The 12,487-nt window shown below is 61.9% G+C and carries 8 protein-coding genes; all 8 read left to right on the top strand.

The window, feature by feature from the left end:
• The first annotated feature begins 17 nt into the window (after window positions 1–17).
• The 8 genes from NQ519_RS02875 to NQ519_RS02840 all read left to right on the top strand — a co-directional run bounded on the left by NQ519_RS02875 (window position 18) and on the right by NQ519_RS02840 (window position 12,478).
• Window positions 18–1,520: a SusD/RagB family nutrient-binding outer membrane lipoprotein gene (locus tag NQ519_RS02875; protein ID WP_019149570.1), complete on the top strand. Its 1,503-nt coding sequence runs from the start codon at window positions 18–20 to the stop codon at window positions 1,518–1,520.
• A gap of 15 nt (window positions 1,521–1,535) precedes the next feature.
• The gene (locus NQ519_RS02870) at window positions 1,536–4,625 is read left to right on the top strand and encodes a BACON domain-containing protein (protein ID WP_019149571.1); all 3,090 of its coding nucleotides are present in this window, start codon (window positions 1,536–1,538) and stop codon (window positions 4,623–4,625) included.
• A 71-nt stretch (window positions 4,626–4,696) separates the two neighbouring features.
• Entirely contained in the window at window positions 4,697–6,223 is a 1,527-nt protein-coding gene (locus tag NQ519_RS02865; RefSeq protein WP_083870904.1) for a calcineurin-like phosphoesterase C-terminal domain-containing protein, read from the top strand.
• 24 nt (window positions 6,224–6,247) lie between these two features.
• Complete coding sequence (locus tag NQ519_RS02860) at window positions 6,248–8,065, top strand: hypothetical protein (protein ID WP_044118577.1); 1,818 nt, start codon at window positions 6,248–6,250, stop codon at window positions 8,063–8,065.
• 12 nt (window positions 8,066–8,077) lie between these two features.
• On the top strand, window positions 8,078–9,535 hold the full coding sequence (locus tag NQ519_RS02855; protein WP_019149574.1) for a calcineurin-like phosphoesterase C-terminal domain-containing protein: 1,458 nt from the start codon (window positions 8,078–8,080) through the stop codon (window positions 9,533–9,535).
• Window positions 9,536–9,635: 100 nt separating this feature from the next.
• Window positions 9,636–10,154: a sigma-70 family RNA polymerase sigma factor gene (locus NQ519_RS02850; protein WP_242493103.1), complete on the top strand. Its 519-nt coding sequence runs from the start codon at window positions 9,636–9,638 to the stop codon at window positions 10,152–10,154.
• A 28-nt stretch (window positions 10,155–10,182) separates the two neighbouring features.
• Window positions 10,183–11,067, top strand: a complete 885-nt coding sequence (locus tag NQ519_RS02845) for an endonuclease/exonuclease/phosphatase family protein (protein WP_019149576.1) — start codon at window positions 10,183–10,185, stop codon at window positions 11,065–11,067.
• A 37-nt stretch (window positions 11,068–11,104) separates the two neighbouring features.
• Window positions 11,105–12,478, top strand: a complete 1,374-nt coding sequence (locus NQ519_RS02840) for an MFS transporter (protein ID WP_019149577.1) — start codon at window positions 11,105–11,107, stop codon at window positions 12,476–12,478.
• The last annotated feature ends 9 nt before the right edge of the window (window positions 12,479–12,487 follow it).

The following is a 12,487-nucleotide window of genomic DNA, read 5'->3' as shown; positions in this document are numbered from 1 at the left end:
GCAGGAGGAACCGAAAAATGAAAAATACGATTATAAGACTGACTGCAACCCTCTCGTTCGGCGCGCTCGCCCTGTCGGGCTGCGACAATTTCGACGAGATGAACGTAAACAAGAATGCGTTGCAGACCACCAATGCCACGAGTTACGTGCAGCCGATCACGTTCGGTCTCGAATATGCGCTGCTGGAGCGTTCGTTCGACGTCAATTCGCAGCTCATGCAGTACACCGTGCAGGGGCAGACCTCGGCCGAGCGCATCTACAACTACCGTTTCAACAACTCGATCATCAACTACTTCTGGCAGAACATCTACCGCTGGGCCGGCAATGCCGAGACCATGCGCGTGCAGGCCGAGAAGGACAATGACAAGACGGGGCTGGCCATCGCCTATATCCTCAAAGTGCTGACGCTCTCGCACATCACCGACGTGTTCGGCGACGCGCCCTATTTCGAGGCCGGCAAGGGCTACACCGAGGGCAAGTTCTACCCGGCTTACGACAGCCAGAAGGAGATTTACCGCGACATGTTCGAAAAACTCGAACAGGCCAACACCCTGCTGGCTGAAGAGGGCGCGGATTTCGATATGCAGGAGGATTACATGTACGACGGCAAGGTCGCCCAGTGGCGCAAGTTCGGCAACTCGCTGTACGTCCGCCTGCTGATGCGCGTCGCGCTGAAGGACGAGAGCGAGCCGGCCGGCGAGCGTCTCGACGCCGTGTCGAAGCTCAACGAGATCTTCTCCTATCCGTCGGTCTATCCCGTTTTCGAGAGCCGTGCGGACGCCGCCAACGTGAAGTTCGACAAGAACGTCAACGCGCAGTACACGCCGTTCCACAACACCCGCGCGGGCCTTTGGAACAACAACATGATCTGCGAGCGGCTGATGAACGAGATGTACGATACGTCGGCCGGGCTGAAGGACCCGCGCGTGTCGCTCTATTTCGACAAGCTCGTGGGCGTGCCGACGCAGATCACCTACAACGAACTGATGGAATATTTCGACGTGGCGGCCCACTACCGTCGCAGCGTGATTCAGGACCGCGACCATTTCCCGCTGATGAACTACTCGGAACTGTGGTTCATCCGGGCCGAGGCGGCCTACCGCGGCTGGATTTCGGGCACGCCGAAAGAGTATTACGTGAAGGCCGTTTCGGAAGCCGTTTTCGAGTGGACCGACGATCCGGATGCGGACCTGACATCGTTCCTTTCCAATCCGAAGGTGTCGATCGACGCGCTCGACGGCGAGGAGGTGCTCGAACGGATCATGACTCAGAAGTGGATTTCGAATTTCCTGGTCGGCATCGAGTCGTGGTGCGACTACCGCCGCACGGGGTATCCCGAGATGCCCGTCAAGCCGCTGGCCGCCAACGACGGCATCCTGCCCACGCGCCTGCGTTATCCCGCCGACGAGGAGTTCCGCAACCGCGACCACTATTTCGAGGCGGTGAACGGCTGGCTCGGAGGCACGAACAACATGACCACGAACGTTTGGTGGGCCGATCATACCAACAAACGCAAATAAAAGGAGATCAACGATATGAAAAAATATATTTTTCTGATATTTGCAGCGGCGACGGCCGTTTTCGCAGCCTGTTCGTCCGACGAAGGAACGTCGGCGTATCCCGATAAACTGGAAGTCGTGATGACCCCGGCGTGGGACGCCACCCGGGGCATGACCAGTTCGAGCCAAACCCGGACCGTGGCCGTGACGCTCAATGTGGAGAGCGTGCACTGGACGGTGGCGTCCGACAGCGACTGGTGCATCGTCGATGAGGAGGAGAACCACGTGGGCAGCGGCGAATTCACGGTCGAGGTGACGGCCAACGAGGATTTCAAGTCGCGCGACGCGGTCGTCACCCTTTCGGCGGGCGCTTTCACCTACCGGATGACCGTCGATCAGTCGGGCAACATCTTCATCCTCGACAAGGTCTATTCCGTGGTGGCCCCGAACGATTCCGAGGCCATCGAGGTCGTGGTCAAGACCCTTTCGGAATGGCAGCCGGTGGATTCGGAATGGATTCACGGCGAGGTCGTCGAGACCTCCGAGCCGGATGCCGAAAGCGGCATGACCACCTCGACGCTCCGCATCCGCTGCGACGCTAACACGGGCGCTGCGGGGCGCTACGGCACGCTGACCATCGAACCGACCGACGGGGTGGGGTACAGCACCGAATACGCCGTTTATCAATTCGGAACGGATATGCCGTTCGACACCGACGGCAAGCTCGATCTCGCGGCCAAAGGCGAGGTGAAATTCGATGTGGTGGCTCCTGCCGAGGCGGTCGTAGGCGTGACCTGCCCGACGTGGGTTACCTACGTGTCCGAACCGGACGGGGAGCAGGCGACCTACACTTTCTCCGTTGCGGAGAATCCCAGCGATACGAAGACCGAGCGCGAGGGCGTGATCGGCTTCTCGATCAAGGACATCGAGGCGCAGACCGCTCTGCCCACCATCAGGCAGGCGTTCTATCCTGCGGGCGGCATCGTTTCGGGCGCGGGTCTGAAGATGTTCGCCGAGGCGTTCAATGCCGGGGAAGACACCTCCGACTGGATGTCGGGCGAAGACGGCAAGACCGTCGAGGTGCTGGGCGATGTCGATATGAAGGATGTCGAGTGGACCTCGATCGGTACGGCGGAGCGTCCGTTCGACGGCGTCATGGCCGGCAACGGGCACCTGCTCCTGAACTGGAACACGGCGCAGCCGCTTTTCGGCTATACGGCCGAGGGTTCGGAGATCCGCGAGCTGACGATCGACGCCACATCGAGAGTGACCGCCCGAAGCATCGCTGCGGGCGAATATGCCGCGGCGTTTGTCGGGGTCTGCAACGGTGCGCTGCGGAATTGCAGCAACATGGCCGCCGTGACGCTCGATGCCGCCGCCACGGTGGACGGAGCGTGCGGCGTAGGCGGTCTGGCCGGTCTGGTCGGGGCGACCGGACGTGTCGAGAACTGTTCGAACAGCGGGCTCGTCACGCTGGGCAGCCAGGTGGTTTGCAACGATCTTTCGATCGGCGGCGTCGTGGCCCGGACGGAACCCGGAGCCGTGATGACGGGGTGCGTCAACGACGGGTCGGTCGTTTCCAACGGCGCCACGGAAAAGGACAACAAGAAATACAGCCTCTACACGGGCGGCGTGGTCGGCTATGCCGGCGGCACGGTCGAGAACTGCACGACCGAGAGCACCAAGTCGATCATGCTCGCAGTCACGGCGGCGTTTATGAGTTATACGGGCGGCATTGCCGGCTGGGCCGACGGTGCCGTTACGGGCTGTACCAACAAACAGCCGATTTCGCTTTCGGTCAACCGTGACGGCGATGCCTGCCGCTACGCTTATGCCGGCGGCATTGCCGGAAAAACGACCGGAGCGCTTTCCGACAGCAAGAACCGCGGCGGCGTTTCGGCGGCTGCGATCTGCAAGTTCGTCATTATCGGCGGTATCGTCGGTTCGGCCGATGGCGCCGTGTCGAATGTCGTCAATGCGGCGGCGGTGTCGCTTCCCGGCAATCCCGGCGGAACTGCCGGCCCGCTGAAAGAGGGGTATATCGGTCCCCGATACGCCTATGTCGGCGGTATCGCAGGTCAGCTGATGGACGGCGGTTCGATCACCGGCAACGGCGACACGACCAATTCGGGCGCCGTTTCGATCGACCTGATGGAGCACAATTCGGGTGCGCAGGCTTGCGCCGGAGGAATCGTGGGGCAGCATCTCGGTAAAATCTCCGCCACGCTCAACGAGGGCGCCGTCTCGGTCGTAGCCGCTCCGGCATCGGGCACGGCGAACTGGAAAGCACGTTGCCTGGGCGGTATTGCCGGAATCGTGGGCGATCTGGATTATGACTATTCGGGTGCCTCCATTGCCGGTTCGAAGAATGCGGCGGGGCTGATTCACGACCGAATGGCATCGACCCGCGCCAATGCCATGCCCGTTTATATGGGAGGCATCGCCGGATATGTCTTCGAGCCGAACTGTACGATTTCGGACTGCACCAACAGCGGAGAGGTGAACAATGATTATTACAACAACAACATCGAATACGACGGGAATGCGAGCGGCAAGCGCGCTAATTGTGCGGGCGGTATCGTCGGGGCGCTCGTTTCCACGGGCGATCCCAATGTCGTTTCCTCCTGCGTCAATTCGGGTATGATGACCGTTTACCGCGGTATGGCGGGCGGTGTGGTCGGATATGCTTCGGTCGCACAGATCCGGGATTGTACGAATACCGGCGATTTCCCCACCGCCAACCGGAACGGCCGGTCGGGAGGTATCGCTGCCCAGGCAATGAACACGCAGATCGAGGGGTGTCTGAACCGTGCGACCGTTACGGCGGATGGAACGGGCGATGCGACGACCGTCAAGCTCGGCGGTGTCGTCGGCGATTTGTCCGAAGGTTCCGCCGTGCGGAGCAGCGATCATTACGGGATACTCTATTCCCAGACCTACGGACAGGCCAAGTTCGTCGGCGGCGGCATTGCCGGCACTTCGGTTGCCGGCACTACGATCGACGACTGCCGTTTCGGCGGTCAGTTCAAGGGGTCGAGCGGCGATCCCGTGGCCCTGATGTCCGATAACGTCTGCGGCGACAAGAATTTCACCGGCTCGGGAAACACCCTTTGGGACGGAAAATAAACGGTTAGTGGGTCGGGGACGGGGCGGAAGCCTCCGTTCCGTCCCCGTTTTTTAGAACAACGATGCGACGCATGCTACGACAACTGATATTCGTCCTCTTGGCCGGGTGGCTGCTGGCCGCCTGCGGAGGCAACGACGCGCCCGGAGGGATCGGGCCGGGCCCGGACGCGGCCGTCAGCGGAACGGTCCTCGACCAGCGGGGGCTGCCCGTCGAAGGGGTGGTCGTGAGCGACGGACTGCTCACGACCCTGACCGACGAGTTCGGAAACTATACGCTCGACAGCGACCTTTCGAAGCGGAGGTTCGTGCAGGTGACCATCCCCGCGGCGTATGAGATTCCCGTGAAGGACGGCATCCCGCAGTTCTGGCAGCGTATTCCCGAGGGTTCTGCGAAGGTCCGGGCCGATTTCACGCTCACGGCCCGCCGCAAGGCGGCCTCGCGCTATACGATCCTGATGACGGCCGATCCGCAGATCCGTTCACGCAATGCGCGTTACGACAACTTCGCGTTCCATTCGATCGACGTGTACGAGGAGATGTGCCGCGATTTGCAGGAGACGGCCGCGTCGATCACCGACCGCCCGGTTTACAGCATTTCGCTGGGCGACCTGGTCCACAACGATATGTCGCTCTATCCGACCTATTGCGCCGGGATCGCGGATTTCGATTTCCCGGTCTTCAACGTGATCGGCAACCACGATCATGTGCAGAACGTGGCGACCGACCGCGAGGCGGTGAAGAAGTTCGAGGAGTACCTCGGCCCGACCTGCTATTCGGTCGAGCTGGGCGAGCTGCATTTCATCTTCCTCGACAATATCATCATGAAGAACAACACGCTCGACCCGAACACTACGGGGGCGTATAACGACGGGCTTTCGGACGAGGTGTACAGCTGGCTGTGCAACGACCTGAAATACGTCGATAAGAACAAGATCGTCATGCTCTGCGCCCACAGTTCGATGTTCCGCAAACCCGACTCCGAGCCCGCCGAGCGCGACAAGCACGGCCCCGACTACGCCTCGCGTCTGGCGCAGTACCGTTTCGTGCACTCCTGGGCGGGCCATTCGCACATCAATTTCAACTACGCCTATGCGGCCGAGGAGCCGGCGGCGAAATTCCCCAATGTCGAGTCGCACATTCTGGCCCGTTCGACCGGGGCGCTGTGGCTCAACGAGCGGATCTCGACCGACGGAACGCCGCGGGGTTATCTGGTCGTGGATGTCGATGGGGAGCAGATCAGCTGGTATTACAAACCCTTGGGGCTGGGGCGCGACCGTCAGATCCGGGCCTATGCTCCGGGCGTCTGGTACGACGACGGATACGTCTATGCCAACGTCTGGAACCACGACGCCCGGTGGGGCGAGGTCCGCTATACGGACAGCGGCAAGGACAAAGCCGAAATGAAGCGGGTCACCGCCTATGACGGGGCCTTCGTCCGGATGGCCGACTACTACAATTCGGCGCAGAGCACGGCCACGTTCGAGCCTTTCCGGACCTCGCACATGTTCCGCATCCTGCCCACGGCCGGAGCGACGCAGGCGACCATCGAGACGACGGACCGTTTCGGCGAACACTATACGACTACGTTGGAGTGGTAACAAACCTGAAAATTTAACCGAATTATGAAGAAATTGTCATTGACTCTTCTTGCCGTGGCGGTAACTTTGGCTGCTGCCGCGGGCGGCATCTCCTCCGCTGCGGACCTCGCGGCTTTCGCCGAGGCCGTCAATGCGGGCGGCGACATCGCCGCATGGCAGGACGAACGCGGCGAGGTGCACTTGAAAGCCGATATCGACATGGGCAAGGTAAAACGTTTCGCGCGGATCGGGACCTTCGAGGGCGTCTTCGACGGCGAGGGCCACGCGATCCTCAACTGGAAAACCGACGGCGGGCTGTTCCGGCTCGTCGCCGAGGGCAGCACCGTGCGCAACCTCGTGATCGCGGAGAGCTGTTCGATGAAGGTGTCGGACGACGGCGAGGATGCGCTTTATGCGGGTTTCGTGGCCGACGTGAACCACGGCACGCTGGAACGCTGCGAGAACTACGGCTCCATTGCGCACCGTTCGCCCCGGTCGCAGCACGACAATTACGTGGGCGGCGTCTGCGGCATGAACAAATACGTCGTCATCCGTTGCAAGAACGGCGGCGAAATCACCTCGACGGGCAACTGTCCGTCGCTGGCCCCGAACGCCGAACCGCGGATGTACCTGGGCGGCGTGCTGGGCGGAAGCCTCGGGCGTTCGCTGCCGGGGGCCTTCGTGGCTTATTGCGAGAACACCGGGCGCGTCAGCTATTCGGGCGCGTTCATCGTCTCGCACATCGGCGGCATCGTGGGTTACAACATGCGCGTAAAGACCAAGTTCTGCATCAACCGCGGCGAGATCGTCTCCGCGGCGCGCGGCGTCGAGGAGGGCAGCGACCGCTACTGTCAGGAGATGGCGGGCGGCATCTGCGGCATGGCCAAGGGCGACGTGATGTGCTGCGACAATTTCGGGGCCGTCACCACGCGCGGCTATGCGTACAGCCTCACGGCCGGCATCTGCGGTTCGGCCCACGAGTCGCTGACCGTCGGCGACTGCGACAATTTCGCACCCGTCACCTCGACGAGTTCCTATCAGGCTTCCGTCGGCGGCATCGTCGGACTGTCGGGGCGTCCCGTCGTCGTTTCGCACTGCCGCAACAAGGGGGCCGTGCGGTTCGACGGCGTGAGCGTGGACCGCCGTTCGACCGCCGGGGGTATCGTGGGCGACATCTATGCCAAGAAAGACGCCGTCTACGCCGCTTCGGTCCGCGACTGCCGCAACGAAGGCGATGTCTCCTGCGGGCTGGGCGAGAACACGCGCAACAGCGCGCGCGGCATCCAGGCGGCCGGCATCGTGGGCTTCGTCAACGGCAATGAGGCCGTGAGCGCCGACGTGCGCGACTGCGTGAATACGGGGCGGGTGCGTTCCGAATCGGGACGTGCGGCCGGTATCTGCGGCTTCGCCAGCTACTGCGATTTCGACGGCAACGAAAACCTCGGGACCGTCGAAGGAGGCGGTGCCTTGTTGGGCGGCATCGTCGCGGCGTTCGAAAACGGCTCCGTCAGAGGATGTACGAACCGCGGCGACGTGCTCGCCGGGGCGAAAGGTCAGGCGGGCGGTATCGCCGCGACGACGTGGAACGGCGGGAACTCCCGCATCGAGGCGTGCCGCAACGGCGGCGTGGTGAAGGGGATGTTCGGACTGGCCGGGTCGATCCTCGGCGAGGGCCGCACCGCCACCGACCGCATCGAAGCGTGCGGCGTAGGCGGCGGCGTGGGAACGTCGGCGCAGAGCCGCGATGCCGCGGCGAAGGCTTCGCCCGGGAATTTCGAACAGTTCGTCACCGGGCGCAACGTCGTGAAGAACAAGGCGGTCGTGGACCTCGCAAGCTGTTATTACTGGGACGGGAACAATTAAAAAACGCAAGCTATGAAACGTTTGATCATCTATATCTGGGCGGCGCTCCTCTGCTGCGCCGCCTATGCCCAGACTCCGAATGTCACGGGCCGCGTCGTGTCGAGCGGCGGACTGCCCGTCGAGGGCGTCGTGGTGAGCGACGGGCTCAACTGCACGCAGACCGACGCCGAGGGGCGCTATGCGCTGACGAGCGACCTTTCGCAGCGCCGCTTCGTCTTCATTTCGGTGCCGGCCGAATACGAAATCCCGGCGCGTCACGGATGCCCGCAGTTCTTCAAACGCATCGACCGCTTCCAGAAGGAGGTGAAGGCCGATTTCGTGCTCGAACCGCGCCTGACGCCCGCCGAGCACCATACGCTGCTCGTGCAGGGCGATCCCCAGATCAAGAACTACGGCGTCGATGGTTCGGCCGAGGCTTACCGCTCGGTGGTCATTCCCGACATGATCCGCATGCGCAGCACGATCGGGACCCCGTGCTACGGCATCAACCTCGGCGACCTGGTCTACAACGACATGAACGTCTACAACGCCTATATCGACAACACGGAGCGGGTGAACACGACGACCTTCAACGTCATCGGCAACCACGACCACGACCAGACGACCATCCTGAGCGATTCGCTGGGCACGGTCTATTTCGAGATGTACCTCGGTCCGACCTGCTATTCGGCCAATATCGGCAACATGCACTACGTCTTCGTGGACAACATCCTCTACGGGCGCGAGGACGCCTCGAAATCCTACGAACTGGGGCTGAGCGACGAGATCGCCCACTGGCTCCGGCAGGACCTGAGCTACGTGCCCAAGGACAAGACGATCATGATCTGCGCCCATTCGCAGATGTTCAAGAAGTACAGCAGCTTTTCGACCCGCAACAGGAACTATGCGGTCTACCGCGACGAGCTGCTCAAGTTCAGGAACGTCTATTCGTGGGCCGGGCACAACCACCACACGTATATCTACAATTACAACCGTTCGGAACAGATGCCCATCGAGAACCTGACGGCCGTCACCGTCACCCGTTCGACGGGTTCGCTGCGCCTGAACAAGCATCTCAACAACGACGGCACGCCGCAGGGCTATATGATCGTCGATGTCGATGGCGACGACGTGTCGTGGTATTACCACTCCTGCGGCAAGGACCGCAGCCATCAGATGCGCCTTTATTCGCCCGTGCGGACCGGAAGCGACTACGTGCTGGCCAACGTCTGGACGTGGGACGACGCCTGGGGACCCGTCGAGTGGTGGGAGAACGGCGTGAAGATGGGCGAGATGGAGCCCTGCGAGGAGTTCGACCCCGATTATGTGGACCTGTACGCCACGGTGACCAATAAGACCACCCGCAAATACTGTCAGCCCGCGAAGTCGTTCCACATGTTCCGCATCAAGCCCTCGCCGGGCGTGAAGGCGGGCGAGGTCCGGGTGACAGACCGCTTCGGGACGACTTATACGGAGCACGTGAGCTGGTAAGGTACGGTTTTGGATACCGTTCAGCAGTCAGCTTGCCAGAGAGAAGATGTTTCATACCGGAGTTCCATATTTCGGATATACCGAACAGGAGGTAAAAGAGGTGTTTACGGCTCTTTATCCGCGGTTGTGCGCCTATATCGACGGCGTGACCGGCCGCGGGGACCTCGGCGACGACATCATTCAGGAGATTTTCTACAAGTTCCTCCGGCGCCGTCCCTGCCTGGACCGCGCCAAGGTGCCCTCCTACCTCTTCTCGATGGCCCACAACGAGTGCCTGAACTGGCTGCGGCGGAACAAGATACTTTACAACAGCGTCGATCTGAACAAGTTGCAGGAGTCCCGGGCGTGGGAGACGCTCGCCCTGTGCGATTTTCTCGACGCGCCCAACGACTCTCCGCTGGCGACGCTGCTGATCGAAGAGGTGCTGGCGCTGTGCGACCGCCTGCCGCCCCGGACCGCGCGGATTTTCCGGATGAGCCGCATCGACGGTCTGACCAACCGGGAGATCGCCGAACGGCTGCACATCGCGCAGCGCACGGTCGAAAAGCATATTTCCCTTTCGATCCGCTGGTTCCGCCGCTCGCCGCAGTTCAAGGACCGCTGGCCGGATTCGGAATGAAACGACTGACAAAACGAAAAAAACTGATATGAAGAAACTGTTCATCCTTTTTTGCGCCGCTGCGTCCGCAACGGCCTTCCCCGCCGCTGCGCAGACCTTCTCGACGGGAACCTACAACGTGCGGCAGCTCAACGCCGGGGACGACACGAAAGGCAACGGCTGGCAACGACGCCTGCCGGTGATCGCATCGCTCGTCCGCTTCCACGATTTCGACATTTTCGGGGCTCAGGAGGTGTTCCACAGCCAGTTGGAGGACCTTTTAGGAGCGCTGCCCGGCTACGGATACACCGGCGTCGGGCGCGACGACGGCGCCGAGGCGGGCGAATACTCGGTCGTGTTCTACAAGCGCGACCGTTTCGAACTGCTCGACTCGGGCCATTTCTGGCTCGCCGAGAACCCTTCGCGCCCGAACAAGGGCTGGGACGCCAAATATGTCCGCATCTGCTGCTGGGGGCGTTTCCTCGACCGCGAGACCCGGGAGCGGTTCTGGTTCTTCACCCTGCACACCGACCACAAGGGCGAACGGGCCCAGGTCGAAAGCTGCCGGCTGGTGCTGGACAAGATCCGGACGATGTGCCGCGGCGAACGCGCCGTGCTCACGGGCGATTTCAACGTCGGCGAGACGAGCGAGAGCTATGCCGTGCTGCGCGACTCGAGACTGCTCTCCGACACCTACGATCTGGCCGAGATCAAATACGCTTGGACCGGGACGGAAAACGGCTTCGATCCCGACCGCAAGACCTTCCGCCATATCGACTACGTCTTCGTGACGCCCGGCTTTCGGGTCCTGCGCTACGGCATTCTGACCGACACCTACCGTTCGGAGGAGCCCGGGGGCAGCGCGAAACCTTTCCGTGCCCGCACGCCTTCGGACCACTTCCCGGTGTTGGTCGAGCTGGCTTTCGCCGAGTGAAATTCACCGTAACCTGAAACTATTCCCGAACAAACGAATGAGCATACTCTCTTTCTTTCGCAAAAGCGCGCCTTCGGCACCGTTCACGGGCGACGACGCGGCGCGCATGAAACTCTACAAGAAGCTGCGTTTCCAGAGCTTCATCGCCGGCACGGTCGGTTACAGCCTCTATTACGTCTGCCGCACGAGCCTCAATGTGGTCAAGAAGCCGATCCTCGAAAGCGGGGCTCTCGACGCCACGCAGCTGGGCATCATCGGCTCGGCGCTGCTGTTCGCCTACGCCATCGGCAAGTTCGTCAACGGATTCCTCTCCGACCACAGCAACATCAAGCGTTTCATGGCCGCGGGACTGTGCGTCTCGGCCGTCGCCAACCTGCTGGTCGGGGCGCTGGGCTTCGCCAATGGCGGGGGCATGGTCGGCAACATGACGCTCTTCGTCGCCTTCGCCGTGATGTGGGGCGTCAACGGGTGGTCGCAGTCGATGGGCGCGCCCCCGGCGATCATCGCCCTCTCGCGCTGGTACCCTCTGAGCAAGCGCGGCACCTACTACGGATTTTTCAGCGCCAGCCACAACCTCGGCGAGTTCCTTTCGTTCCTCTTCGTCGGGGCCGTCGTCGGCATCTTCGGCTGGCAGTGGGGCTTCGTCGGGTCGTCGGTGGCCGGGGTGTTGGGCGTGCTGGTGATCGTTTTCCTGTTGCACGACACCCCCGAATCGAAGGGCCTGCCTCCGATCGAGGTGCTGACCGGCGAGGAGTCTCCCGAGCAAAGCCACGACCACGGGTCCACCTCCGAACTCCAGCGTTCGGTCATCCGCAACCCCTTCGTCTGGGTGCTGGCGTTGTCGAGCGCCTTCATGTATGTCTCGCGCTATGCCATCAACGGCTGGGGCGTGCTGTTTCTGCAGGAGGTCAAGGGATATTCGCTGGCCACGGCCACGCAGGTCATCTCGGTCAACGCCCTGTTGGGGATCGTCGGAACGGTCTTTTCGGGATGGCTGTCCGACACGCTGTTCCACGGACGCCGCAACGTGCTGGCTTTCGGCTTCGGCGTGCTGAACACCGTCGCCCTGTGTCTGTTCCTCTACTCGGGCGACAGCATGTTCGTCAACCTGCTGAGCATGGTGTTATTCGGCATGGCCATCGGGGTGCTGATCTGCTTCCTGGGCGGGCTGATGGCGATCGACATCGTGCCGCGCGAAGCCACGGGCGCGGCCCTCGGGATCGTCGGAATGGCCAGCTATGTCGGCGCCGGGTTGCAGGACATCGTCAGCGGCTGGCTGATCAATTCGGGCAAGACGGTCACTGACGGTGTCACGACCTACGATTTCGATACGGCCATCATCTTCTGGATCGCGGCTTCGGCGCTGTCGTTCATCCTCGCGCTGTTCGTTTCGAAGAAATCGCATGTGTAAAATCCGATT

Source organism: Alistipes senegalensis JC50 (assembly GCF_025145645.1).
GTDB classification, from domain to species: domain Bacteria; phylum Bacteroidota; class Bacteroidia; order Bacteroidales; family Rikenellaceae; genus Alistipes; species Alistipes senegalensis.
Note: the sequence above shows the minus strand (reverse complement) of the source record. Positions and strands in the feature narration are given on the sequence as shown.

What these genes read in the sequence shown, in the direction of transcription:
- NQ519_RS02855 (WP_019149574.1), top strand. Translation starts at nt 8,078, where the DNA reads ATGAAACGTTTGATCATCTATATCTGGGCGGCGCTCCTCTGCTGCGCC.
- NQ519_RS02840 (WP_019149577.1), top strand. Translation starts at nt 11,105, where the DNA reads ATGAGCATACTCTCTTTCTTTCGCAAAAGCGCGCCTTCGGCACCGTTC.
- NQ519_RS02860 (WP_044118577.1), top strand. Translation starts at nt 6,248, where the DNA reads ATGAAGAAATTGTCATTGACTCTTCTTGCCGTGGCGGTAACTTTGGCT.
- NQ519_RS02865 (WP_083870904.1), top strand. Translation starts at nt 4,697, where the DNA reads ATGCTACGACAACTGATATTCGTCCTCTTGGCCGGGTGGCTGCTGGCC.
- NQ519_RS02870 (WP_019149571.1), top strand. Translation starts at nt 1,536, where the DNA reads ATGAAAAAATATATTTTTCTGATATTTGCAGCGGCGACGGCCGTTTTC.
- NQ519_RS02845 (WP_019149576.1), top strand. Translation starts at nt 10,183, where the DNA reads ATGAAGAAACTGTTCATCCTTTTTTGCGCCGCTGCGTCCGCAACGGCC.
- NQ519_RS02875 (WP_019149570.1), top strand. Translation starts at nt 18, where the DNA reads ATGAAAAATACGATTATAAGACTGACTGCAACCCTCTCGTTCGGCGCG.